The following is a 25,023-nucleotide window of genomic DNA, read 5'->3' on the forward strand; positions in this document are numbered from 1 at the left end:
TCGCGGCCAGCCCGTCCGGGTCGGTACGATCGCACCCATGCGTGCGCTCCGGTATGGCGCCGCGACCACAGCCTTCAGTCAGGAGAGACCGGTGTCAGACGTCCGTGTGATCATCCAACGCGATTCCGAGCGGGACGAACGCGTGGTGACGACGGGCACTACGGCCGCCGAGCTCTTCGCCGGCGAGCGCTCGGTCATCGCCGCGCGCGTGGCCGGTGAGCTCAGGGACCTCTCCTGCGAGGTCAGGGACGGCGAGACCGTCGAGGCGGTCGAGATCTCCTCCGAGGACGGTCTGAACATCCTGCGCCACTCCACCGCGCACGTGATGGCCCAGGCCGTGCAGGAACTCTTCCCCGAGGCCAAGCTGGGCATCGGCCCGCCGGTCCGGGACGGCTTCTACTACGACTTCGACGTGGACAAGCCGTTCACGCCGGAGGACCTCAAGGCCGTCGAGAAGAAGATGCAGGAGATCCAGAAGCGCGGCCAGCGCTTCGCCCGCCGCGTGGTGACCGACGACGAGGCCCGCGAGGAACTCGCCGACGAGCCGTACAAGCTGGAGCTGATCGGTCTCAAGGGCTCCGCCTCGCACGACGACGGGGCGGACGTCGAGGTCGGCGCCGGCGAGCTGACGATCTACGACAACCTGGACGCCAAGACCGGCGAGCTGTGCTGGAAGGACCTCTGCCGCGGTCCCCACCTGCCCACCACCCGGAACATCCCGGCGTTCAAGCTGATGCGCAACGCGTCGGCGTACTGGCGCGGCAGCGAGAAGAACAAGCAGCTCCAGCGCATCTACGGCACCGCCTGGCCCACCAAGGACGAGCTGAAGGCCCACCTGGAGTTCCTCGCCGAGGCCGAGAAGCGCGACCACCGCAAGCTGGGCAGCGAGCTCGACCTGTTCTCCATCCCGGAGCAGATCGGTTCCGGCCTCGCCGTCTTCCACCCCAAGGGCGGCATCGTCCGCCGGGTCATGGAGGACTACTCGCGCCGCAGGCACGAGGAAGAGGGCTACGAGTTCGTCTACACCCCGCACGCGACGAAGGGGCGCCTCTTCGAGACCTCGGGCCACCTGGACTGGTACGCCGACGGCATGTACCCGCCCATGCAGCTCGACGAGGGCGTGGACTACTACCTCAAGCCCATGAACTGCCCGATGCACAACCTGATCTTCGACGCGCGGGGCCGGTCCTACCGTGAACTGCCGCTGCGCATGTTCGAGTTCGGGACCGTGTACCGCTACGAGAAGTCGGGCGTCGTGCACGGCCTGACCCGGGCCCGCGGCTTCACCCAGGACGACGCGCACATCTACTGCACCCGCGAGCAGATGTCGGAGGAGCTCGACAAGACCCTCACCTTCGTCCTCAACCTGCTGCGCGACTACGGCCTGACCGACTTCTACCTGGAGCTTTCCACCAAGGACGAGACGAAGTTCGTCGGCTCCGACGAGGCATGGGAGGAGGCCACGGAAACGCTGCGCCAGGTCGCCGGGAAGCAGAACCTGGAGCTCGTGGCGGATCCGGGCGGCGCCGCCTTCTACGGTCCGAAGATCTCCGTCCAGGCGCGCGACGCCATCGGCCGCACCTGGCAGATGTCGACCATCCAGCTCGACTTCAACCTGCCGGAGCGCTTCGACCTGGAGTACACGGCCGCGGACGGCTCCAAGACCCGCCCGGTCATGATCCACCGCGCGCTGTTCGGCTCGATCGAGCGGTTCTTCGCGGTGCTCCTGGAGCACTACGCGGGCGCGTTCCCGGCGTGGCTCGCCCCGGTCCAGGCGGTGGGCATCCCGGTCGGTGACGCTCATGTGCGGTACCTGGAGGAGTTCGCGGGCGAGGCACGGCGCAAGGGGCTGCGCGTCGAGGTGGACGCCTCCTCGGACCGGATGCAGAAGAAGATCCGCACGCAGCAGAAGCAGAAGGTCCCCTTCATGATCATCGTCGGTGACGAGGACATGCACGCGGGCACGGTGTCGTTCCGCTACCGCGACGGCTCGCAGGAGAACGGCATTCCGCGTGACCAGGCACTGGCCAAGCTCGTCGATGTGGTGGAGCGTCGCGTTCAGGTGTGACGTACTCCCCGCCGACGCGGATGCGGCCCGCTGCCGCCGTACCCCGGCGGGCAGCTGACGCGTGCTCCCCGCACAAGGGCTGAAGGCCCCCGGGCTTCCCGGGGGCCTTCACCCCGCCCTGGTGGGACGCCATATGCTGCATGCATGACGAGTGAGCCGGAGCAGCAGATGGGAGTGGGGACGCCGGACGCTTTCCAGCGTCTGTGGACGCCCCACCGGATGGCTTACATCCAGGGTGAGAACAAGCCGAGCGGTGCCGGCGACGGCTGCCCCTTCTGCTCGATCCCGGCCAAGTCCGACGAGGACGGGCTGATCATCAAGCGTGGTGAGCTGGTCTACGGGGTGCTCAATCTGTACCCCTACACCGGCGGCCACACCATGGTCGTGCCCTACCGCCACGTCGCCGACTACACCGAGCTGACCGACGCGGAGACCGCGGAGCTCGCGGAGCTCACCAAGCAGGCGATGACGGCACTGCGTAGCGCGTCGGGGGCGCACGGCTTCAACGTGGGCATGAACCAGGGCACGGTGGCCGGGGCGGGCATCGCCGCCCATCTTCACCAGCACATCGTGCCCCGCTGGGGCGGCGACACCAATTTCCTTCCCGTGATCGGCCACACGAAGGTACTGCCGCAACTCCTGGCGGACACCCGCAAGATCCTCGCGGAGGCCTGGCCGGCACCCACCAGCCCGTCCGGCGACTGAGGACGAGGCCGTTCAGGCCGATGAGGGCCTGGGGCGCGGCCCCGGGGGCCGTCACCGCGACGCACCCGAAGCCGCCCGACCGCCGCAGGCCTACGCGTCGTACAGATCGGCCTTCTGCGGCGAGGGGTCCTGCACCGCCGTGCTGAGGAACGACGACCGCGACCCGAACTTCTCCGTGTCCACCCCGTTCTCGTCCAGCACCTTGATCGCCGCCGAGTGCACCGCCCGCAGCACCGGCGCCGCCGCCCGCAGCGCGTCGTCCGCCATGAAGCGGTGCCGCCACGGTTTGTCCGCCCACGCGTGCCGCAGTCCGAACGGCTCCGGCAGGGTGAGCTTGCCGCCCAGCCAGTACAGCAGCGGCGGGTACCAGGTCAGCGGTGCCCGGGCGGCCAGGCGGACCACCTCGTCCGCGTCGACCAGGGGGAGCTTCACCTTCCGGGTCTCCCAGAACCGGATCGACTTCTGGACCTCCTTCTCCTTGGCCGCGGGACCGCTGGTGAACAGTGAGTGCACCGGCCCCAGCGCGTGCCCGGTCACCTCGATGCGCAGCGTCTCGTGCAGCACGGTCACGGTGATCAGCATGGTGATCACCAGCTGGCCGTCCCACAGCGTCCACTGCACGCCCAGGTAGTGCCGGTCCCCGGCGCCGAACTGCTGTTTGTTGCAGATCTCCTGTATGGCGTGCGACTTGATCTGGTACGCCTCGACGTCCGTGCCCTCCGGCCGGGACACCGCCGTGGCGTTCTCGCCGATCGGTGTGACGACCCAGTGCCGCACCGACGGCTTGGGGAACCCGCCGGTGTGCAGCGGCCCGCGCTCCAGCATCCGCAGCCGGTCGTGAATGGCCCGGATGACGTCCCAGCTGCGGAACGGGTTGATCTCCCGGTCCTTGTCGGCCGGCACCAGCTCCTCGGCGAGTTGCCAGCTGCCCCAGCGGGTGCCCATGCCGAGTATGCCCTTGGGCCCGGCGTAGAAGACGGAGTTGGACTGCTGCTCGGCGCTGAGCCGGGCCAGGGACTGGCGCAGTTGCTCGGCCGCGGTCTCGCCGGGACTGGAGGGAACCGCCTCGGGAACCTTGGCGCCGACGCTGCCGCCGGAGAGCAGACCGCTCCACCGCTCGCGCAGATCCGTCGCCGTACGCTCGCAGATCCGCTTGGCCCAGAACCAGCCCACCACCGGGGCGACCACCGTCGCCCGCGCGTACCAGCCCCAGAACCCCTCGAACGGCATACGGAGCAGGAACAGCACGGCGAGGCCGCCCACCCCGACCAGCAGGACGGTGGCGAGCGCGCCGGCCCGTTTGTCCTCGCGCCGGGACATCGTCGTACGGATCTGGAAGACCAGCAGCCAGACGATCAGACCGGGCAGGAAGAGCAGGCCGCACAGGACCATGACGGCGCTGAGCCAGTTGTCCCGATCGCGGCGGATGCGGTGCGCCGCCAGCGCGTGCTCCACCACCACCTGCGGCTGGGTGCCGAAGGACTGGATGAGCGGCGCCCGGCCGGAGCCCAGCATCCGGTCGATGACCGCCCTGGAGAACGCCTCCCCCAGGTTGGGCCGGAACAGCCGCACACGGGGCTTGGCGACCGCCGACTTGTGCCACTCGTTGTCGGCCTTGAGTATCTCGTCGGCCTCGTTGTCCCGGTAGGCCGCCGAGGCCAGAGCGAACGTCGGCGTCTGCCCCTCGTCGCCCGTGCGCGGCACCTGCGGACCGAAGAAATCCGCGTAACCGCTCTCACCGGTCATTCCCGCCCCCGATCGCCGCGACTGTCGTCTTGCGGCCTTCCCGACTTCCGTGCCCCGCACACCTGTTGATCAGGTCTTCAGCGTATCCGCAGTCACCGCACTCCGTCGGTGGACGGCGGAAGCGGTCCTCGGGCACGGAGTGAAGCGCTGGGGGCACGTCCGCGACGAGAGGCGCACGCGGGCGCCCGCGAGGTCTTCCCGCGAGCGCCCGGCGCCCGCTAAGAGGCCTTGCGCGCCTCCTCCTTGACCCGTTCCGCGACCTGCGGCGGCATGGGTTCGTGCCGCGCGTACCGGCGGCTGAAGCGGGCGGTGCCGTGCGAGAGCGAACGCAGATCGACGGCGTAGCGGCCGATCTCGATCTCCGGGACCTCGGCTCTGATGAGGGTGCGCCCGTCGGCCGACTGTTCGGTACCGAGCACCCGGCCGCGCCGGCCGGACAGGTCGCTCATGACGGAGCCCACGAAGTCGTTCCCGACGAGGACGCCGATCTCGGCCACCGGTTCCAGCAGATGGATCCTCGCGTCCGAGGCGGCCTCGCGCAGCGCCAGCGCGCCCGCCGTCTGGAACGCGGCGTCGGAGGAGTCCACCGAGTGCGCCTTGCCGTCCAGCAGGGTCACCCGCACGTCGATGAGCGGATGCCCGGCGGCGACTCCCCTGCCGGCCTGGGCCCTTACGCCCTTTTCGACGGACGGGATGAACTGCCGCGGCACCGCGCCGCCGACCACCTTGTCCACGAACTCGATGCCCGAGCCGTTCGGCAGCGGCTCCACCTCGATCTCACAGATGGCGAACTGGCCGTGTCCGCCGGACTGTTTGACATGCCGGCCGCGGCCGGCGGCCCTGCCGCCGAAGGTCTCCCTGAGCGACACCCGGTGCGGTACGACGTCGACCTGGACGCCGTAGCGGTTGCGCAGCCGCTCCAGGGCCACGTCCGCGTGCGCCTCGCCCAGACACCACAGGACCACCTGGTGGGTGTCCTGGTTGTGTTCCAGCCGCATCGTCGGGTCCTCGGCGACCAGGCGGGCCAGACCCTGGGAGAGCTTGTCCTCGTCCGGTTTGCTGTGTGCCTCGATGGCGAGGGGCAGCAGCGGGTCGGGCATCTCCCAGGGTTCCATGAGCAGCGGGTCGTCCTTGTCGGAGAGGGTGTCACCCGTCTCCGCCCGGCTCAGTTTCGCCACACACGCGAGGTCGCCCGCGATGACGTGCGACACCGGGCGCTGCTGTTTGCCGAACGGTGTGGACAGGGCGCCGATCCGCTCGTCGACGTCGTGGTCCTCGTGTCCCCGGTCGGCGAGCCCGTGCCCGGAGACATGGACGGTCTGGTCGGCGCGCAGGGTGCCGGAGAAGACCCGGATCAGGGAGATCCGGCCGACGTAGGGGTCGGAGGAGGTCCTGACCACCTCCGCGACCAGGGGAGCGTCGGGGTCGCACGGCTTGAGCTCGCGCGGCCTGCCGTCGACCGTGGTCACGTTCGGGATGCCGTGCTCCAGCGGGGTCGGGAAGCCGCCCGTGATCAACTCCAGCAGTTCGACCGTGCCGAGGCCCTGGCGGGCGCCGTCGGCGGCGGGTGCGGCGGCGAGGACGGGGAAGAACACCGCCCGCGCGACCGCCCGCTCCAGGTCTTCGGTCAGCGTCCGGACGTCGACCTCCTCACCGCCGAGATAGCGGTCCATGAGGGTCTCGTCCTCGCTCTCGGCGATGATTCCCTCGATCAGCCGGCCACGCGCCTCCTCGATCAGGGGCAGCCGCTCCTCGCCCGGCTCGGACTCCTTGCGCTCGCCGCCGGAGTAGTCGAACAGCTTCTGCGACAACAGGCCGATGAGGCCGTGCACGGGCGCGTGCCCGTCGGGGGCCTCGGGACCGCGCAGTGGCAGGTACAGCGGCAGCACGGCGTCGGGGTCGTCCCCGCCGAAGGCCTCCGCGCAGACGCGGGTCATCTCCTCGAAGTCCGCACGGGCCGCCTCCAGGTGCGTGACGACGATGGCGCGCGGCATGCCGACCGTCGCGCACTCGTCCCAGACCATGCGGGTCGAGCCGTCCACGCCGTCCGAGGCCGAGACGACGAAGAGGGCCGCGTCCGCCGCGCGCAGACCGGCCCTGAGTTCACCGACGAAGTCGGCGTATCCGGGGGTGTCCAATACGTTGATCTTGATGCCGTCCCAGGAGAGCGGCACCAGGGAGAGCTGCACCGAGCGCTGCTGGCGGTGCTCGATGTCGTCGTAGTCGGAGACGGTGCCGCCGTCCTCGACACGGCCCGCCCGGTTCACGGCCCCCGCGGTCAGCGCGAGAGCCTCGACCAGCGTCGTCTTGCCCGATCCGGAGTGGCCGACCAGCACCACATTCCGTACGGACGTGGGATGGCCGGCCGCCTGCGCCCTGCCGGCGGCCCCGGTGTGTGTGTGCGCCTTGTCGCCCATCAGTCTCCTAACGAGGGGACCGCCGACTTCAGCCGGTGGGGGGAATCGCTTCCCTGCTCTGTGGTGGTTCTCCGTTCGTCCCGAGGGGGACCGGTTCGGGCTGGACCGCGGCCCTCGGGTGGGGAGCCCCTCCTCCGGGCGGGGAGGGGAGCCACGGTCCTGCCTCCCGTGCGGTCGTCCCGTACGACCGGAGGGCGGGTCAGTGTGGGCGCCGGACCCGCGGAACGTGCGGTGCGGCTCCTGCGACGCCCGCTGTCATTCGAGCTTTCCACTCCTGTCACGGTGCGTCCATACGAACGACGCGATCCCGCGGCACGCCCCGCACATCGTGGTGCGGACGGGACTTCCCGCCGGGCCTCGCGTGTGTGCCCGGCCGTCGCCCGTGTGCCCGTACGACGTGGTCCTTCGCGCGCGTGTGCGGTCACGACGCGGTGCATCGCGATACAGCCGGGGGGTACGGCCGTCGGCCGGGCGCGCGCGTGGCTACGATTGGGCCCGCCGGTGGCCAGCAGGGGCCGCGCGGCCACACCGACCGTCGGGAAGGCCATGCTGAACAAGTACGCGCGTGCATTCTTCACGCGTGTCCTCACACCGTTCGCCGCGTTTCTCATCCGGCGGGGGGTCAGCCCGGACACGGTCACGCTCATCGGCACCGCCGGCGTGGTCGCGGGCGCGCTGGTCTTCTACCCCATGGGGGTGTTCTTCTGGGGCACGGTCGTCATCACGCTGTTCGTGTTCTCCGACCTCGTCGACGGCAACATGGCGCGCCAGCTCGGCCGGTCCAGCCGCTGGGGCGCCTTCCTGGACTCCACGCTGGACCGGGTCGCGGACGGAGCCGTCTTCGGCGGCTTCGCCCTCTGGTACGCGGGCGGTGGCGACAACATCGCGCTCTGCGCCGTGTCGATCTTCTGCCTGGCCAGCGGCCAGGTCGTGTCGTACACCAAGGCGCGCGGCGAGTCGATCGGCCTGCCGGTCGCCGTCAACGGTCTGGTCGAGCGGGCCGAGCGGCTGGTGATCTCACTGGTCGCGGCCGGTCTCGCCGGCCTGCACGACTTCGGGGTGCCCGGCATCCAGTACCTGCTGCCCGTCGCCCTGTGGATCGTCGCCGTGGGCAGCCTGGTCACGCTGATCCAGCGGGTCGTCACCGTGCGCCGGGAGTCCGCCGAGGCCGAGGCACAGGAGGCGCAGGAGACACAGGAGACCCAGGAGACACAGGAGACCCGGGGGAGCGAGGCCGCGAAGTGAGCGCCCAGGAGCGGCTCACCGACGCCCTGTACGGCGCCGGCTGGGGCACCGTCAGATCCCTCCCCGAGCCGGTCGCCGAGCGCCTCGGGAGGACCATCGCCGACGTCACGTGGAAGCGGCGCGGCAAGGGCGTGCTCCGGCTGGAGAGCAACTACGCGCGCGTGGAGCCGGACGCGGGGCCCGAGCGGCTCGCCGAACTCTCCCGCGCGGGGATGCGCTCGTACCTGCGCTACTGGATGGAGTCCTTCCGGCTGCCCGCCTGGAGCGCCGAGCGCGTAGCGGCGGGCGTCGACGTCCTGGACCTCCACCACCTGCACGACGGCATGGCGGCCGGCAAGGGCGTTGTCGTCGCGCTGCCGCACCTCGCCAACTGGGACCTCGCCGGAGCCTGGCTCACCACGAAGCTCGGCATACCGTTCACCACCGTCGCCGAGCGGCTGAAGCCGGAGACGCTGTACGACCGGTTCGTCGCCTACCGCGAGGGCCTCGGCATGGAGGTCCTCCCGCACAGCGGCGGCTCGGCCTTCGGCACCCTCGCCCGGCGGCTGCGCGGCGGTGGACTGGTCTGCCTGGTCGCCGACCGTGACCTGTCCACCTCCGGAGTCGAGGTCGACTTCTTCGGCGAGACCGCCCGGATGCCCGCCGGCCCCGCCCTGCTGGCCCAGCAGACCGGGGCCCGGCTGCTGCCGGCGACCCTCTGGTACGACGACTCGCCGGTGATGCGAGGCCGGGTCCATCCACCGGTCGAGGTCCCCGGGTCAGGTACGCGGCCCGAGAAGACGTCCGTCATGACGCAGGCGCTGGCCGACGCCTTCGCCACGGGCATCGCCGATCATCCGGAGGACTGGCACATGCTGCAGCGGTTGTGGCTGAAGGACCTCGACCCCGCGCGGGATCCCGCGACAGCCCCCGAGCAGGACCGGAAGGGGACCTCGTGAGGATCGGCATCGTCTGCCCGTACTCCTGGGACGTACCGGGCGGCGTCCAGTTCCACATCCGGGATCTGGCCGAGTACTTCATCCGCCTGGGCCATCATGTGTCCGTCCTGGCCCCGGCCGAGGACGACACCCCGCTGCCGCCCTACGTCGTCTCGGCCGGCCGCGCGGTGCCCGTGCCGTACAACGGCTCGGTGGCCCGGCTCAACTTCGGCTTCCTGTCCGCGGCGCGGGTGCGGCGCTGGCTGCACGAGGGCGCCTTCGACGTGGTCCACATCCATGAGCCGACCTCGCCCTCGCTCGGCCTGCTGACCTGCTGGGCGGCCGAGGGACCGATCGTCGCGACCTTCCACACGTCCAATCCGCGCTCCCGCGCGATGATCGCCGCGTACGCCATCCTCCAGGCGGCTCTGGAGAAGATCAGCGCGCGGATCGCGGTGAGCGAGTACGCCCGCCGCACCCTGGTGGAGCATCTGGGCGGCGACGCGGTGGTCATCCCCAACGGTGTGGACGTCGACTTCTTCGCGAAGGCCGAGCCCCGGCCCGAGTGGCAGGGCGACACCATCGGCTTCATCGGCCGGATCGACGAACCCCGCAAGGGGCTGCCGGTGCTGATGAAGGCCCTGCCGAAGATCCTCGCCGTCCGACCGCAGACGCGCCTGCTGGTCGCCGGACGGGGTGACGAGGAGGAGGCGGTCGAGTCGCTGCCGAGGGAGCTGCGCCCGCGGGTGGAGTTCCTCGGCATGGTCAGCGACGAGGACAAGGCCCGCCTGCTGCGCAGTGTCGACGTGTACGTGGCGCCCAACACCGGTGGCGAGAGCTTCGGCATCATTCTGGTCGAGGCGATGTCCGCGGGTGCGCCGGTGCTCGCCGCCGACCTGGACGCGTTCGCGCAGGTCCTCGACAGGGGCGCGGCGGGCGAGCTGTTCGCCAACGAGGACGCCGACGCGCTCGCCGAGGCCGCGCTGCGGCTCCTGCAGAACCCCGAACGCCGCGCGGCACTGAGCGAACGGGGCAGCGCACACGTCCGCCGCTTCGACTGGTCGACCGTCGGCGCGGACATCCTGTCGGTGTACGAGACGGTCACGGCGGGCGCGGCGGCGGTCGCGGCGGACGACCGCGCGACGGGACTCAGGGCCCGCCTGGGCCTGGCCAGGGACTGAGACCAGAGCTCCCGTCCCTCCCGGGGGCGCCGGCTGGGCGCAGTCACGAGCGTGAAGCCAGGAAAGCGGACGTCCGGGCGGCGTGTACGCCGGGGCAGTCCGGGAGACGGTCGCGGCAGGCGGGTTGTGCCGTCCGGGCCGAGGGGTGGTCCTGGATATGGCTGCCGGCGTCCCGGGCCCGGTGGCTGAGTCCTCCCGGGCCGTGCGTCGGGGCGGAGGGCGTGTGGTCCGGGGAGGGGGCGGTCATTGCCTGGTGGGCGGGCGTGACGGCTGGAAGGTGTCGGACGCTGTGCCGTTCCGGCTGACAGGGCTCGGGCCGGGGCGGTCCGGGGGACGGCACCGCCTGGTGGGGATCGAGGGCCGCGCCCGCCCTACCGGGCACGCCGGGGGCGACGCGGGACCGGGAGGCACAGCCCCAGGGGCGGCGACCGCCGACGGCGGTACTAGCCTTGCCGCCCGTGACCGCAACCCTCATCTGGATCCTCGTCGCCCTTGTCGCCATCGGCCTCTACCTGAGCTGGACGGCGGGGCGGCTGGACCGGCTGCACGCCCGTATCGACGCCGCCCGCGCCGCGCTCGACGCCCAGTTGCTGCGCCGTGCCTCCGTGGCCCAGGAACTGGCCACCTCCGGGGTGCTCGACCCCGCCGCCTCGATCGTGCTCTACGAAGCGGCGCACGCCGCGCGGCAGGCGGTCGAGGAGCACCGCGAGGTCGCCGAGAGCGAGCTGAGCCAGGCGCTGCGCGCGGTCTTCGCGGACGCGCAGCAGGTGGACGTGGTCAGGGAGGCGCCCGGAGGGGAGGAGGCGGCCCTGGAACTCGCCGAGGCGGTTCGCAGGGCGCCGATGGCCCGCCGCTTCCACAACGACACGGTGCGGGCCGCGCGGGCCCTGCGACGGCACCGCAAGGTGCGCTGGTTCCGGCTGGCCGGTCACGCTCCCTTCCCGCTGGCCTTCGAGATGGACGACGAGCCTCCCGCCGCCCTGATCGAACGGGCGGCCTGACCGAGGGACCCGGCCGGCCCGCGACGGCCGGGCCGCGACGGCCGGGCCGCGACGGCCGGCCCACGACGGCCGGCGGCAGCGGACGCCGGGGGCGTAGGACTGGCGTGCGGAGCGGGTCTCCGTGTGGAGCGGCGCGGCTGTCGTCCGAGGTGGCACCGTCCGCATCGGTCGGGTGTCGCGCGGGCGCCAGGTCGCCGCCGGGAGCGGACGCCGGGCGGTGCGGGCGTCTGCGGTGCGGCGCGGTCGCGGGGCGAGCGGGGGTCGCCGCCCCGGGCGGAGGAGAGTGCCGCGCACGGAGATACGTCTGCGCGCCGGAGCGACGCGCGTGCCGCGTCGGGCGGACACCGCCTGAGGGCGCGGAGCCGGGCGCCGCGCACCCGGGACGGCCGCCGCGCGAGACGGAGATTGCCCGGGACGGGGTGGACGACGGCCGCCGGGGAGCAGACCACCGCACGCGGCGACCGTCCGGGGCGCGCGGGGGGCCGGTGTTGCCCGGAAGCGGATCATCGTTGCTCGAAAACGATCCACCGGCTTTCCATTGGCCCTTGCTGTGGCCTGCTCCGTTCACGTTTCCTCAGTGCTGCAGCAACCCCCCTTTTCTCCCTCAGCGAGGTCATTCGTGTCCAGCACGCTCTCCGAAAACCAGGGTCCCGAGACCGGCACCGCCCGTGTGAAGCGAGGCATGGCCGAGCAGCTCAAGGGCGGCGTGATCATGGACGTCGTCACTCCGGAGCAGGCGAAGATCGCCGAGGACGCCGGAGCCGTCGCCGTCATGGCCCTGGAACGGGTCCCGGCCGACATCCGCAAGGACGGCGGCGTCGCCCGCATGTCCGACCCGGACATGATCGAGGGCATCATCGGCGCGGTGTCCATCCCCGTGATGGCCAAGTCCCGCATCGGCCACTTCGTCGAGGCCCAGGTGCTCCAGTCGCTGGGCGTCGACTACATCGACGAGTCCGAGGTCCTCACCCCGGCCGACGAGGTCAACCACTCCGACAAGTGGGCCTTCACCACCCCCTTCGTCTGCGGCGCCACCAACCTCGGCGAGGCCCTGCGCCGTATCGCCGAGGGCGCCGCCATGATCCGCTCCAAGGGCGAGGCCGGCACCGGCAACGTCGTCGAGGCCGTCCGCCATCTGCGCCAGATCAAGAACGAGATCGCCAGGCTCCGCGGCTACGACAACAACGAGCTGTACGCCGCCGCCAAGGACCTGCGTGCCCCGTACGAGCTGGTCAGGGAGGTCGCCGAGCTGGGCAAGCTCCCCGTCGTGCTGTTCTCCGCCGGTGGCGTGGCCACCCCGGCCGACGCCGCGCTGATGCGTCAGCTCGGCGCCGAGGGCGTCTTCGTGGGCTCCGGCATCTTCAAGTCCGGCGACCCGGCCAAGCGTGCCGCCGCCATCGTCAAGGCGACCACCTTCTACGACGACCCGAAGATCATCGCGGAGGCGTCCCGTGACCTCGGCGAGGCCATGGTCGGCATCAACTGCGACACCCTCCCCGAGACCGAGCGCTATGCCAACCGCGGCTGGTAGCCCCGGATGACCGACGCACCCGTCATCGGCGTCCTGGCCCTCCAGGGCGACGTCCGGGAGCACCTCGTCGCCCTGGCCGCGGCCGACGCCGTGGCCAGGCCGGTCAGGCGCCCCGAGGAGCTCGCCGAGGTGGACGGCCTGGTCCTCCCCGGCGGCGAGTCCACCACGATCTCCAAGCTGGCCGTGCTGTTCGGCCTGATGGAGCCCCTGCGCGCGCGTGTGCGGGACGGCATGCCCGTCTACGGGACCTGCGCCGGCATGATCATGCTGGCCGACAAGATCCTCGACCCCCGCTCCGGCCAGGAGACCGTAGGCGGCATCGACATGATCGTGCGCCGCAACGCCTTCGGACGGCAGAACGAGTCCTTCGAAGCCGCGGTCGACGTCCGGGGCGTCCCGGGCGAACCGGTCGAGGGCGTCTTCATCCGCGCGCCCTGGGTGGAGTCCGTCGGCGCCTCGGTGGAGGTGCTCGCCGAGCACGGCGGCCACATCGTCGCGGTCCGCCAGGGCCACGCCCTGGCCACGTCGTTCCACCCGGAACTGACCGGCGACCACCGCGTGCACGCCCTGTTCGTCGGCATGACACGCGCGAAGTGGGCGGCCGAGTCCTTGTAGGATTCCTGCGTTCGTTGCAGAGATGGGTTATGCGAAGGAGACAGGCAGATGTCCGGCCACTCTAAATGGGCCACGACGAAGCACAAGAAGGCCGTGATCGATGCCAAGCGCGGCAAGCTCTTCGCGAAGCTGATCAAGAACATCGAGGTCGCCGCGCGGATGGGCGGCGTCGACCTGGACGGCAACCCCACGCTCTACGACGCCGTTCAGAAGGCCAAGAAGCAGTCGGTACCGAACAAGAACATCGACTCCGCCATCAAGCGCGGTGGCGGTCTCGAGGCGGGTGGCGCCGAATACGAGACGATCATGTACGAGGGCTACGGTCCCAACGGTGTCGCGGTGCTCATCGAGTGCCTCACCGACAACCGCAACCGTGCCGCCTCGGACGTGCGCGTCGCCATGACCCGCAACGGGGGTTCCATGGCCGATCCGGGCTCCGTGTCGTACCTGTTCCACCGCAAGGGCGTGGTGATCGTGCCCAAGGGCGAGCTGAGCGAGGACGACGTCCTCACCGCCGTCCTGGACGCGGGCGCCGAGGAGGTCAACGACCTCGGTGAGTCCTTCGAGGTGCTCAGCGAGGCCACCGACCTCGTCGCGGTGCGCACCGCCCTGCAGGACGCCGGCATCGACTACGACTCCGCCGAGGCCAACTTCGTCCCGACCATGCAGGTCGAGCTGGACGAGGAGGGCGCCAAGAAGATCTTCAGGCTCATCGACGCCCTGGAGGACAGCGACGACGTGCAGAACGTCTTCGCCAACTTCGACGTGAGCGACGAGATCATGGAGAAGGTCGACGCGTAACGCGTCCACTGCTGAGCGGGCCGGCGGGGCACACTCCGTCGGCCCCTCGCTCTGTCGGTGGCACCCGATAGCCTGGCATGCGTCAAAGATCACCGTCCATGGGCCGCGACCGTCAGCCGGGGGACCCCGGCGGCGATCGACCAGGTCCGCGGGAGCGGCGGCGGTCCAGCCGCGAAGAGGGAAGGGTGCGGCGCGTGCGCGTACTGGGGGTGGACCCGGGGCTGACCCGGTGCGGCGTCGGCGTCGTGGAGGGTGTCGCCGGGCGGCCGCTCACCCTGCTCGGCGTGGGAGTCGTCCGCACGGCGGCGGACGCCGACCTGGGACACCGTCTCGTCGCCGTCGAACAGGGCCTCGAGCAGTGGCTGGACGAGTACCGGCCCGACCGTGTCGCCGTGGAGCGTGTCTTCAGCCAGCACAACGTACGTACGGTGATGGGCACCGCCCAGGCCAGCGCGGTGGCGATCCTGTGCGCCTCCCGTCGCGGCATACCCGTCGCCCTGCACACGCCCAGCGAGGTCAAGGCCGCGGTGACCGGCTCGGGCCGCGCCGACAAGGCCCAGGTCGGCGCCATGGTCACCCGGCTGCTGCGGCTCGACGCCCCGCCGAAACCCGCCGACGCCGCCGACGCCCTCGCGCTCGCCATCTGCCACATCTGGCGCGCCCCCGCCCAGAACCGGCTCCAGCAGGCCGCCGCCCTGCACGCCTCGAAAGCCTCTCGCGCACCACAAGCCCCGCACGCAACGAAAGGCCGTACGGCATGATCGCCTTCGTCAGTGGCCCGGTCGCCGCCCTCGCCCCCAACGCCGCGGTGGTCGAGGTCGGCGGCGTCGGCATGGCCGTCCAGTGCACGCCGGGCACCCTGTCCACGCTCCGCGTCGGCCGGCCCGCGAAACTCGCCACCTCCCTCGTCGTGCGCGAGGACTCCCTGACCCTGTACGGCTTCGCCGACGACGACGAGCGCCAGGTCTTCGAACTGCTCCAGACCGCCAGCGGCGTCGGTCCCCGGCTGGCCCAGGCGATGCTCGCCGTGCACGCTCCCGACGCGCTGCGCGCGGCCGTCGCCGCCGGCGACGAGAAGGCGCTGACCGCCGTCCCCGGCATCGGCAAGAAGGGCGCCCAGAAACTGCTCCTGGAGCTGAAGGACCGCCTGGGCGCGCCGGCGGGGGGCCCCGCCGCCGGCGCACCGGTCACCACCGGCTGGCGCGACCAGCTGCACGCCGCCCTGATCGGCCTCGGGTACGCGAGCCGCGAGGCCGACGAGGCCGTGTCCGCCGTGGCGCCCCGGGCGGAGGCCGCCGGGGGCACCCCGCAGGTGGGGCAGCTGCTGAAGGCCGCCCTGCAGACCCTGAACCGCGCCCGATAGCCCGCGGCCGAGAGCCCGTACCGAGAGCTGAGGCACACGCACATGAACTGGGACGACACGACCGACACCTCCGACGGGGAGCGGCTCGTCGGTGCGTCCGCCGACGGCGAGGACCAGGCGGTCGAGGCCGCCCTGCGCCCCAAGGACCTGGGCGAGTTCATCGGCCAGGAGAAGGTCCGCGAGCAGCTGGACCTCGTCCTGCGCGCCGCGCGCGCACGCGGGGCCACGGCCGACCATGTGCTGCTCTCCGGCGCCCCGGGCCTCGGCAAGACCACCCTCTCGATGATCATCGCGGCCGAGATGGGAGCCCCCATCCGCATCACCTCGGGCCCGGCCATCCAGCACGCCGGAGACCTCGCGGCGATCCTCTCCTCCCTCCAGGAGGGCGAGGTGTTCTTCCTCGACGAGATCCACCGCATGTCGAGGCCCGCCGAGGAGATGCTCTACATGGCGATGGAGGACTTCCGCGTCGACGTCATCGTCGGCAAGGGCCCCGGCGCCACCGCCATCCCCCTCGAACTGCCGCCCTTCACCCTGGTCGGCGCCACCACCCGGGCCGGCCTCCTGCCGCCCCCGCTGCGCGACCGCTTCGGCTTCACCGCGCACATGGAGTTCTACGAGCCGGCCGAACTGGAACGGGTCGTCCACCGCTCGGCGAGCCTGCTCGACGTGGAGATCGACCCGGACGGCGCCGCGGAGATCGCCGGGCGCTCCCGCGGCACGCCCCGCATCGCCAACCGTCTCCTGCGCCGTGTCCGGGACTACGCGCAGGTCAAGGCCGACGGGCTGATCACCAAGGACATCGCCGCGGCGGCCCTCGCCGTCTACGAGGTCGACGCCCGCGGCCTCGACCGGCTGGACCGGGGGGTGCTCGAGGCCCTCCTCAAGCTGTTCGGCGGCGGTCCGGTGGGCCTGTCCACGCTCGCTGTCGCGGTGGGGGAGGAGCGTGAGACCGTGGAAGAGGTGGCCGAGCCCTTCCTGGTACGGGAGGGACTGCTCGCCCGCACCCCCCGCGGACGGGTTGCCACTCCGGCGGCCTGGGCGCATCTCGGCCTCACCCCGCCCCGCTCGCAGGCCACCGGAAACGGACAAGGGAACCTGTTCGGGGCGTGAGAGCGAGAGCACTGGCCCGGGCAGGAACCCGGGTGCCATGCTGAGCGTTGTTCCGTTGGCGCGGACTCGCTTAGACTCCGCCGATGCCGCCCTTGCCGGCGGCACCACATACCCCCAACCATCAGGCCGTTCACCATCGCGGTCGTGTTGAAGGAAGTTCCGACCCGTGAGTCTCCTGACCCTCCTCCCGTTCATTGTGCTCATCGGGGCCATGTTCCTGATGACCCGGTCGGCCAAGAAGAAGCAGCAGCAGGCCATCGACATGCGGAACCAGATGCAGCCCGGTTCCGGCGTCCGCACCATCGGGGGCATGTACGCCACGGTCAAGGAGGTCAGCGAGGACACGGTCCTCCTCGACGCCGGTCCGGGTGTGGAGCTGCTGTTCGCGAAGAACTCGATCGGTGCCGTCCTGACGGACGAGGAGTACAACCGCATCGTCCACGGCATCGAGCACGACCTGAAGGCCGACACCGACGTCGTCCCCGACGACGCCTCCTCCCTCACCGGGACCGACGACTCCTCCGACGCTGCCGCCGTCTCCGACGACACGCCTGTCGACCTCGGCAAGAAGGACGCGGCCGACGAGCCGGCCGACGCCGACACCGCCGACGAGGCGAAGGCTGACGCGCAGCCGAAGAAGTCCGAGGGCGACTCCGAGGCGAAGTAGTCATGTCCCGGGGGGGGGGCGGGCGCGCGGGTACTGCCCGCGCGCCCCGGGACATGCCCAGCTCGCACGGAATCCCCACCATGTCATGACCGCGCCGCATCCTGATCCGGTGCGAGGCGGCTCGAGAGGGAGTACGAGAAGGTGGCAGCACTCAAAAAGGGAAAGAACGCGAGCGCCACAAGTAAGCCGTGGCGCTCGCTGGTTCTGATCCTGATCGCCACGGTGGCGCTCACGGGGGGGATGTTCGCTTCCGGGCACACCACACCGCGCCTCGGTATCGACCTGGCCGGGGGCACGAGCATCACCCTGGCCGCGGTCCCCGAGGCCGGCCGGGAGTCCGCGATCAACAAGACCAACATGGACACCGCGGTCTCCATCATGGAGCGGCGTGTCAACGGTCTCGGTGTCTCCGAGGCCGAGGTCCAGACGCAGGGCACCCGCAACATCATCGTCAACATTCCCAAGGGCACGAACTCCAAGCAGGCCCGGGAACAGGTGGGCACCACCGCCAAGCTCTACTTCCGCCCGGTCATCGCCACCGAACTCTCCGGCGGCGGAGCCGCCCCAGCGCCCAGTGCGACCGGCGACGGCTCGGAGCAGGGCTCCGGCGGGGACAAGGCGACCGACAAGGCGACCGACGGCTCGTCGCCGTCCGCCTCCGCCGGCCCGTCGGCGAGCGCCACCACCCAGGGCCGCGCGGTCACCGACGCCCTGAAGGCCGACGAGAGCCCCTCCGGCTCCCCGAGCGGCAAGGCCGACGACGAGCCCGAGGCCTCCCCGTCCGCCGCCGGTGGCGCCGGCGGCGACGCCGACAGCAAGCTCCAGGCCCAGTACGCCGCGCTCGACTGCACCAAGGAGAGCGTCCGCGCCAAGGCCGGTGACGGCTCCACGGCCACCGACTCGATCGTCGCCTGCGGCCAGAACTCCCAGGGCCAGTGGCAGAAGTACGTCCTCGGCCCCGCCGCGGTCGACGGCACGGACGTCGACGAGGCCGACGCCGTCCTGAACACGCAGACCGGTGCCGGCTGGATCGTCACCATGGGGTTCACTGACAAGGGCGCCGAGAAGTTCGCCGACATCACCGGCCAGCTCGCCCAGAAGCAGTCCCCGCAGAACCAGTTCGCCATCGTCCTGGACAACGAGGTCGTCTCCGACCCGTATGTCAGCCAGGCTCTGACCGGTGGGAACGCCGAGATCTCCGGCAACTTCAACCAGCAGTCGTCCCAGGAACTGGCCAACATGCTGTCCTACGGCGCGCTGCCGCTGACCTTCCGCGAGGACAGCGTCACCACCGTCACCGCCGCGCTCGGCGGTGAGCAGCTCAGGGCCGGTCTGATCGCCGGCGCCATCGGCATCGCCCTGGTCGTCCTCTACCTGCTGGTCTACTACCGCGGTCTGTCGTTCATCGCCATCGCCTCCCTGCTGGTCTCCGCGGCGCTCACCTACGTGATCATGTCGCTGCTCGGCCCGGCCATCGGCTTCGCGCTGAACCTCCCGGCCGTCTGCGGAGCCATCGTCGCGATCGGCATCACGGCGGACTCGTTCATCGTGTTCTTCGAACGGGTCCGGGACGAGATCCGCGAGGGCCGCACGCTGCGCCCCTCCGTGGAGCGGGCCTGGCCGCGTGCCCGGCGCACCATCCTGGTCTCCGACTTCGTGTCGTTCCTCGCCGCCGCCGTGCTCTTCGTCGTCACCGTCGGCAAGGTCCAGGGCTTCGCGTTCACGCTCGGTCTGACCACCGTGCTCGACGTCGTGGTGGTGTTCCTCTTCACCAAACCCCTGCTCACGCTGATGGCCCGCCGGAAGTTCTTCGCCGGCGGCCACAAGTGGTCCGGACTCGACCCGAAGGCGCTGGGTGCGAAACCACCCCTGCGCCGCACCCGCCGTCCCTCCGCCCCTGCCATGACGAAGGAGGCGTGAGAGATGTCGAGACTCGGCACCCTCGGGGCCCGGCTGCACCACGGTGAGGTCGGCTACGACTTCGTCAAGAACCGCAGGATCTGGTACGGCGTCTCCATCCTGATCACCATCCTGGCCATCGCCGGCCTGGGCGTGCGCGGCCTGCACATGGGCATCGAGTTCCAGGGCGGAGCGGTCTTCACCACCCCGAAGAACATGACCGTCTCGGTCGCCACGGCCGAGGAGTACGCGGAGGAGGCGTCCGGTCACGACGCCATCGTCCAGCAGCTCGGCGACGGCAGCATGCGCATCCAGGTCGCCGGCATCGACACCGGGACCTCGGACAAGATCAAGGAAACGCTCGCCGAGGACCTGAAGGTCGACGCCGAGCAGCTCAACGCCGAGCTGGTCGGACCGAGCTGGGGCGAGCAGATCGCCAACAAGGCCTGGCAAGGCCTCGGCATCTTCATGGTCCTCGTCGTGATCTACCTCGCGATCGCCTTCGAGTGGCGCATGGCGATCGCCGCGTTCGTCGCTCTGGTCCACGACATCACGATCACCGTCGGCGTCTACGCACTCGTCGGCTTCGAGGTCACACCGGGCACGGTGATCGGTCTGCTGACCATCCTCGGCTACTCGCTGTATGACACGGTCGTCGTCTTCGACAGCCTCAAGGAACAGACGAAGGACATCACCAAACAGACTCGCTGGACGTACGGCGAGATCGCCAACCGCTCCATCAACAGCACCCTGGTCCGCTCGATCAACACCACGGTGGTCGCGCTGCTGCCGGTGGCGGGTCTGCTGTTCATCGGCGGTGGTGTCCTCGGCGCCGGCATGCTGAACGACATCTCGCTGTCGCTGTTCGTCGGCCTCGCCGCCGGTGCGTACTCCTCGATCTTCATCGCCACTCCGCTCGTCGCCGACCTCAAGGAGCTCGAGCCGGGGATGAAGTCGCTGAAGAAGCGGGTCATGGCCAAGCGTGCCCAGGACGCGAACGAGGACGGGGACCCGCAGCCGGCCACGGTCACCGGCGGGGGCCACGGCGACGACGCCGGGGACATCACGCCGGCGGTCGTCGGACCGCGCAGCCGGCCCGCCTCCCGCGGCCGGGGCCGTCCTTCCGGGAAGCGCCGATGACCGACCTCACCGGCATCCAGGACCTGCTGCTCAGCCGGATCCGGGACGTGGCGGACCACCCGGAGCCGGGGGTGATGTTCAAGGACATCACCCCGCTCCTGGCGGATCCGGCGGCCTTCTCGGCGCTCAGCGACGCCCTCGCGGGCATCGCCCGGAGTACCGGCGCCACCAAGATCGTCGGTCTGGAGGCCCGGGGCTTCATCCTCGGCGCCCCGGTCGCCGTCCGCGCCGGCCTCGGCTTCATCCCCGTACGCAAGGCGGGCAAGCTCCCCGGAGCGACCCTCAGCCAGGCCTACGACCTGGAGTACGGCTCCGCCGAGATCGAGGTGCACGCGGAGGATCTGACCGACAGCGACCGGGTCCTGGTGGTCGACGACGTCCTCGCCACCGGAGGCACCGCCGAGGCCGCCGTCCAGCTCATCCGCAGGGCGGGCGCCGAGGTCGCGGGCCTCGCCGTGCTGATGGAGCTGGGCTTCCTCGGCGGCCGGGCCCGGGTGGAGCCCGCTCTGGCCGGCGCCCCACTGGAGGCGCTGCTCACGGTCTGACCGGCCCGGAACGGGCGAATCCGGCTATATCACACCACGCGGGCGGACCCGGAGGAATCCGGCGTCCGCCTCGTGCGTTTCCCGGGTAGACGGTCCTCACACCGCTCCGAAGGCGATCCGCGGGCGGGGGATCGCTACCATGGGGGCTCCGGAACCTGACCGGGGGACCCGGATCGCGCACGAGGAGCCCTCTTGTCAGACGAGGCCCAGCATCTGACCGCAGCCAAGCCCGAGTCCGCCTCGGCGGCCGCGGCGAAGCCCGCGCCGAGCGCGCCCCACGCGAAGAACGACACGCGTGGGCCGGTCCAGCACGCCCAGTCCACGCCGGTCGACAAGCCCGAGCAGCCGCGCCCCAAGCCGTCCCCGCCCGAGCGCGCGGTGGCCCGCCCGAACACCGGCCAGCCCGCCCGCTCGGGCTCCTCGAACCGCGTCCGCGCCCGTCTCGCCCGGCTCGGCGTCCAGCGCGCCAACCCGTACAACCCGGTGCTCGAACCGCTGCTGCGCATCGTCCGCGGCAACGACCCCAAGATCGAGAACGCCACGCTGCGCCAGATCGAGCGCGCCTACCAGGTCGCCGAGCGCTGGCACCGCGGCCAGAAGCGCAAGAGCGGCGACCCCTACATCACGCACCCGCTCGCCGTCACCACCATCCTCGCCGAGCTCGGTATGGACCCGGCCACGCTGATGGCCGGCCTGCTGCACGACACCGTCGAGGACACCGAGTACGGCCTGGAGGACCTGCGCCGCGACTTCGGCGACGTCGTCACCCTGCTCGTCGACGGCGTCACCAAGCTGGACAAGGTCAAGTTCGGCGAGGCCGCGCAGGCCGAGACCGTGCGCAAGATGGTCGTCGCCATGGCCAAGGACCCAAGGGTCCTGGTCATCAAGCTCGCCGACCGCCTGCACAACATGCGCACCATGCGCTACCTCAAGCGCGAGAAGCAGGAGAAGAAGGCGCGCGAGACTCTGGAGATCTACGCGCCGCTCGCCCACCGCCTGGGCATGAACACCATCAAGTGGGAGCTGGAGGACCTCGCCTTCGCGATCCTCTACCCCAAGATGTACGACGAGATCGTCCGCCTGGTCGCCGAGCGTGCCCCCAAGCGCGACGAGTACCTCGCCATCGTCACCGACGAGGTGCAGCAGGACCTCAGGGCGGCCCGTATCAAGGCCACCGTCACCGGCCGCCCCAAGCACTACTACAGCGTCTACCAGAAGATGATCGTCCGCGGCCGTGACTTCGCGGAGATCTACGACCTGGTGGGCATCCGCGTCCTCGTGGACACCGTCCGCGACTGCTACGCGGCCCTCGGCACGGTGCACGCGCGATGGAACCCGGTCCCCGGCCGGTTCAAGGATTACATCGCGATGCCCAAGTTCAACATGTACCAGTCGCTGCACACCACGGTCATCGGCCCCGGCGGCAAGCCGGTCGAGCTGCAGATCCGCACCTTCGACATGCACCGTCGCGCCGAGTACGGCATCGCCGCGCACTGGAAGTACAAGCAGGAGGCCGTCGCCGGTGCCTCCAAGGTCCGCACCGACGTGCCCAGGGGGCCGGCCGGCAAGGCCGGCAAGGACAGCGCCGCCGTCAACGACATGGCGTGGCTGCGGCAGCTCCTGGACTGGCAGAAGGAGACCGAGGACCCGGGCGAGTTCCTGGAGTCCCTGCGCTTCGACCTCTCCCGCAACGAGGTATTCGTCTTCACCCCCAAGGGCGACGTGATAGCGCTGCCCGCCGGTGCCACCCCCGTGGACTTCGCGTACGCGGTCCACACCGAGGTCGGCCACCGCACCATAGGAGCACGGGTCAACGGGCGTCTCGTGCCGCTGGAGTCGACCCTCGACAACGGCGACCTGGTGGAGGTCTTCACCTCCAAGGCGGCCGGGGCGGGCCCCTCCCGCGACTGGCTCGGCTTCGTCAAGTCGCCGCGCGCCCGCAACAAGATCCGCGCCTGGTTCTCCAAGGAGCGCCGCGACGAAGCCATCGAGCAGGGCAAGGACTCCATCGTCCGCGCGATGCGCAAGCAGAACCTGCCGATCCAGCGCATCCTCACCGGCGACTCCCTGGTCACCCTGGCGCACGAGATGCGCTACTCGGACATCTCCGCGCTGTACGCGGCGATCGGCGAGGGCCATGTCTCCGCGCAGAACATCGTGCAGAAACTCGTCCAGGCACTCGGCGGCGAGGAGGCGGCCACCGAGGAGATCGACGAGTCGGTCCCGCCGGCCCGCAGCCGCAAGCGCCGCTCCAGCGCCGACCCCGGCGTCGTGGTCAAGGGCGTCGAGGACGTCTGGGTGAAGCTGGCCCGCTGCTGCACACCGGTGCCCGGAGACCCGATCATCGGCTTCGTGACCCGTGGCAGTGGGGTCTCGGTGCACCGCAGCGACTGCGTCAACGTCGACTCGCTGTCCCGCGAGCCCGAACGGATCCTCGAGGTCGAGTGGGCACTCACCCAGTCCTCGGTCTTCCTGGTCGCCATCCAGGTCGAGGCGCTGGACCGCTCCCGGCTGCTGTCGGACGTCACCCGCGTCCTGTCCGACCAGCACGTCAACATCCTCTCCGCGGCCGTCCAGACCTCACGCGACCGGGTTGCCACCTCCCGGTTCACCTTCGAGATGGGCGACCCCAAGCACCTGGGCCACGTCCTGAAGGCCGTACGCGGGGTGGAGGGCGTCTACGACGTCTACCGGGTGACCTCGGCCCGCAACCGCACGTAGACGCACGGAAGAGGGGCTGCCGTACCAGGTACGGCAGCCCCTCTTCCGTGCGGGTCAGAACCCGGGGAACACTCAGCCGCCGAACTCCTGCAGGCCCTTCAGCGCCTGGTCCAGCAGCGCCTGGCGGCCCTGCAGCTCACGCTCGAGCTTCTCCGCCTTGGCGGTGTTGCCCTGCGCGCGCGCCTGCTCGGCCTGGCCCCTCAGCTTGTCCACGGCGGCCTGGAGCTGCCCGGTCAGACCCGCGGCACGCGCGCGTGCCTCCGGGTTCGTCCGGCGCCACTCGGTCTCCTCGGCCTCCTGCAGGGCCCGCTCCACGGTCTGCATCCGGCCCTCGACCTTCGGGCGGGCGTCCCGCGGCACATGGCCGATGGCCTCCCAGCGCTCGTTGATCGCGCGGAACGCGGCCCGCGAGGCCTTCAGGTCCGAGATCGGCAGGAGCTTCTCGGCCTCCCCGGCCAGCTCCTCCTTGAGCTTCAGGTTCTCCGCCTGCTCGGCGTCCCGCTCGGCGAAGACCGAGCTGCGGGCGGCGAAGAAGACGTCCTGGGCGCCGCGGAAGCGGTTCCACAGGTCCTCCTCGTGCTCGCGCTGGGCGCGGCCCGCGGCCTTCCACTCCGTCATCAGATCCCGGTAGCGGGCCGCCGTCGGCCCCCAGTCCGTCGAGCTCGACAGCGACTCGGCCTCGGCGACCAGCCGCTCCTTGGTCTTGCGGGCCTCCTCGCGCTGTGCGTCCAGCTGCGCGAAGTGCTGTTTGCGCCGTTTGGAGAACGCCGACCGCGCGTGCGAGAACCGGTGCCACAGCTCGTCGTCGGACTTGCGGTCCAGCCGGGGCAGGCCCTTCCAGGTGTCCACCAGGGACCGCAGCCGCTCACCGGCCACCCGCCACTGATCGGACTGAGCCAGCTCCTCCGCCTCGGCGACCAGCGCCTCCTTGGCATGGCGCGCCTCGTCCGACTGCTTGGCCCGCTGCGCCTTGCGCTCCTCGCGACGCGCCTCCACCAGCTCCACGAGCTTGTCCAGCCGGGCCCTGAGGGCGTCCAGGTCCCCGACCGCGTGATGGGCGTCCACCTGCTCGCGCAGATGCCCGATCGCGGTCTGGGCGTCCTTGGACGACAGGTCGGTGGTCTTCACTCGCTTCTCGAGGAGGCCGATCTCGACAACCAGGCCTTCGTACTTGCGCTCGAAGTAGGCCAGCGCTTCCTCGGGGGAGCCTGCCTGCCAGGAACCGACGACCTGCTCACCGTCGGCCGTACGCACGTACACGGTCCCCGTCTCGTCGACGCGGCCCCACGGGTCGCTGCTCACAGCGCCTCCTCCACATGATGCCGTCGAGGGGGCCTGTGAGCTCCCC

General features: G+C 70.9%; 20 protein-coding genes. 17 read left to right on the forward strand and 3 right to left on the reverse strand.

Translation table 11 applies throughout. The features are described from left to right. Positions 1-91: 91 nt before the first annotated feature. Entirely contained in the window at positions 92-2,068 is a 1,977-nt protein-coding gene (gene thrS, locus HTV45_RS14055) for a threonine--tRNA ligase (RefSeq protein WP_215206065.1), read from the forward strand. Positions 2,069-2,212: 144 nt separating this feature from the next. Beyond that, positions 2,213-2,773, forward strand: coding sequence for an HIT domain-containing protein (locus tag HTV45_RS14060; protein WP_215206066.1), 561 nt, complete (start codon positions 2,213-2,215; stop codon positions 2,771-2,773). A 90-nt stretch (positions 2,774-2,863) separates the two neighbouring features. Here the strand turns inward: HTV45_RS14060 and HTV45_RS14065 are convergent, their stop codons facing one another. Both HTV45_RS14065 and HTV45_RS14070 read right to left on the reverse strand, forming a co-directional pair. Further along, positions 2,864-4,519: a hypothetical protein gene (locus HTV45_RS14065; protein ID WP_215206067.1), complete on the reverse strand. Its 1,656-nt coding sequence runs from the start codon at positions 4,517-4,519 to the stop codon at positions 2,864-2,866. A 218-nt stretch (positions 4,520-4,737) separates the two neighbouring features. After that, a complete protein-coding gene (locus HTV45_RS14070; protein WP_215206068.1) occupies positions 4,738-6,936 on the reverse strand; it encodes an elongation factor G-like protein EF-G2 in 2,199 nt (732 codons plus the stop codon). A gap of 489 nt (positions 6,937-7,425) precedes the next feature. Between HTV45_RS14070 and pgsA the strand changes: the two genes are divergently transcribed. The 15 genes from pgsA (at position 7,426) to relA (ending at position 23,675) form a co-directional block, all read left to right on the forward strand. Further along, positions 7,426-8,181, forward strand: coding sequence for a phosphatidylinositol phosphate synthase (pgsA, locus tag HTV45_RS14075; RefSeq protein ID WP_251692033.1), 756 nt, complete (start codon positions 7,426-7,428; stop codon positions 8,179-8,181). Next, positions 8,178-9,119, forward strand: coding sequence for a phosphatidylinositol mannoside acyltransferase (locus tag HTV45_RS14080; protein ID WP_215206069.1), 942 nt, complete (start codon positions 8,178-8,180; stop codon positions 9,117-9,119). The genes pgsA and HTV45_RS14080 overlap by 4 nt, the downstream gene beginning before the upstream one ends. Further along, the gene (locus tag HTV45_RS14085) at positions 9,116-10,279 is read left to right on the forward strand and encodes a glycosyltransferase family 4 protein (RefSeq protein ID WP_215206070.1); all 1,164 of its coding nucleotides are present in this window, start codon (positions 9,116-9,118) and stop codon (positions 10,277-10,279) included. Before HTV45_RS14080 ends, HTV45_RS14085 begins: the two co-directional genes overlap by 4 nt. A gap of 458 nt (positions 10,280-10,737) precedes the next feature. Beyond that, on the forward strand, positions 10,738-11,280 hold the full coding sequence (locus HTV45_RS14090) for a hypothetical protein (protein ID WP_215206071.1): 543 nt from the start codon (positions 10,738-10,740) through the stop codon (positions 11,278-11,280). A 619-nt stretch (positions 11,281-11,899) separates the two neighbouring features. After that, positions 11,900-12,811: a pyridoxal 5'-phosphate synthase lyase subunit PdxS gene (gene pdxS / locus HTV45_RS14095; protein WP_215206072.1), complete on the forward strand. Its 912-nt coding sequence runs from the start codon at positions 11,900-11,902 to the stop codon at positions 12,809-12,811. A 6-nt stretch (positions 12,812-12,817) separates the two neighbouring features. Further along, positions 12,818-13,426 (forward strand): pyridoxal 5'-phosphate synthase glutaminase subunit PdxT, encoded by a 609-nt coding sequence (gene pdxT / locus HTV45_RS14100; RefSeq protein ID WP_215206073.1) that lies wholly within the window; start codon positions 12,818-12,820, stop codon positions 13,424-13,426. A gap of 48 nt (positions 13,427-13,474) precedes the next feature. Then, positions 13,475-14,227 (forward strand): YebC/PmpR family DNA-binding transcriptional regulator, encoded by a 753-nt coding sequence (locus tag HTV45_RS14105; RefSeq protein ID WP_215206074.1) that lies wholly within the window; start codon positions 13,475-13,477, stop codon positions 14,225-14,227. A gap of 194 nt (positions 14,228-14,421) precedes the next feature. Further along, the gene (ruvC, locus tag HTV45_RS14110) at positions 14,422-14,988 is read left to right on the forward strand and encodes a crossover junction endodeoxyribonuclease RuvC (protein ID WP_215206075.1); all 567 of its coding nucleotides are present in this window, start codon (positions 14,422-14,424) and stop codon (positions 14,986-14,988) included. After that, a complete protein-coding gene (gene ruvA / locus HTV45_RS14115; protein WP_215206076.1) occupies positions 14,985-15,590 on the forward strand; it encodes a Holliday junction branch migration protein RuvA in 606 nt (201 codons plus the stop codon). The genes ruvC and ruvA overlap by 4 nt, the downstream gene beginning before the upstream one ends. A 42-nt stretch (positions 15,591-15,632) precedes the next feature. Further along, positions 15,633-16,703, forward strand: a complete 1,071-nt coding sequence (gene ruvB, locus HTV45_RS14120) for a Holliday junction branch migration DNA helicase RuvB (protein ID WP_215206077.1) — start codon at positions 15,633-15,635, stop codon at positions 16,701-16,703. 166 nt (positions 16,704-16,869) lie between these two features. Further along, positions 16,870-17,370, forward strand: coding sequence for a preprotein translocase subunit YajC (gene yajC / locus HTV45_RS14125; RefSeq protein ID WP_215206078.1), 501 nt, complete (start codon positions 16,870-16,872; stop codon positions 17,368-17,370). Between the two features lie 141 nt (positions 17,371-17,511). Beyond that, positions 17,512-19,290, forward strand: coding sequence for a protein translocase subunit SecD (secD, locus tag HTV45_RS14130; RefSeq protein WP_215206079.1), 1,779 nt, complete (start codon positions 17,512-17,514; stop codon positions 19,288-19,290). 3 nt (positions 19,291-19,293) lie between these two features. Continuing rightward, positions 19,294-20,409 (forward strand): protein translocase subunit SecF, encoded by a 1,116-nt coding sequence (gene secF / locus HTV45_RS14135; protein ID WP_215206080.1) that lies wholly within the window; start codon positions 19,294-19,296, stop codon positions 20,407-20,409. Next, positions 20,406-20,954, forward strand: a complete 549-nt coding sequence (locus HTV45_RS14140) for an adenine phosphoribosyltransferase (protein ID WP_215206081.1) — start codon at positions 20,406-20,408, stop codon at positions 20,952-20,954. Before secF ends, HTV45_RS14140 begins: the two co-directional genes overlap by 4 nt. Positions 20,955-21,146: 192 nt before the next feature. Continuing rightward, entirely contained in the window at positions 21,147-23,675 is a 2,529-nt protein-coding gene (gene relA / locus HTV45_RS14145) for a GTP pyrophosphokinase (protein ID WP_215206082.1), read from the forward strand. Between the two features lie 72 nt (positions 23,676-23,747). On the opposite strand, the gene HTV45_RS14150 is transcribed toward relA, so the two are convergent. Then, positions 23,748-24,977, reverse strand: coding sequence for a DUF349 domain-containing protein (locus tag HTV45_RS14150; protein WP_215206083.1), 1,230 nt, complete (start codon positions 24,975-24,977; stop codon positions 23,748-23,750). Between the last annotated feature and the right edge of the window lie 46 nt (positions 24,978-25,023).

The sequence above is a fragment of the Streptomyces sp. CHD11 genome, assembly GCF_018638295.1.
GTDB lineage: Bacteria > Actinomycetota > Actinomycetes > Streptomycetales > Streptomycetaceae > Streptomyces.

What these genes read in the sequence shown, in the direction of transcription:
- HTV45_RS14105 (WP_215206074.1), top strand. Translation starts at nt 13,475, where the DNA reads ATGTCCGGCCACTCTAAATGGGCCACGACGAAGCACAAGAAGGCCGTG.
- ruvB (WP_215206077.1), top strand. Translation starts at nt 15,633, where the DNA reads ATGAACTGGGACGACACGACCGACACCTCCGACGGGGAGCGGCTCGTC.
- secF (WP_215206080.1), top strand. Translation starts at nt 19,294, where the DNA reads ATGTCGAGACTCGGCACCCTCGGGGCCCGGCTGCACCACGGTGAGGTC.
- HTV45_RS14070 (WP_215206068.1), bottom strand. Translation starts at nt 6,936, where the DNA reads ATGGGCGACAAGGCGCACACACACACCGGGGCCGCCGGCAGGGCGCAG.
- HTV45_RS14060 (WP_215206066.1), top strand. Translation starts at nt 2,213, where the DNA reads ATGACGAGTGAGCCGGAGCAGCAGATGGGAGTGGGGACGCCGGACGCT.
- pdxT (WP_215206073.1), top strand. Translation starts at nt 12,818, where the DNA reads ATGACCGACGCACCCGTCATCGGCGTCCTGGCCCTCCAGGGCGACGTC.
- HTV45_RS14140 (WP_215206081.1), top strand. Translation starts at nt 20,406, where the DNA reads ATGACCGACCTCACCGGCATCCAGGACCTGCTGCTCAGCCGGATCCGG.
- ruvA (WP_215206076.1), top strand. Translation starts at nt 14,985, where the DNA reads ATGATCGCCTTCGTCAGTGGCCCGGTCGCCGCCCTCGCCCCCAACGCC.
- HTV45_RS14065 (WP_215206067.1), bottom strand. Translation starts at nt 4,519, where the DNA reads ATGACCGGTGAGAGCGGTTACGCGGATTTCTTCGGTCCGCAGGTGCCG.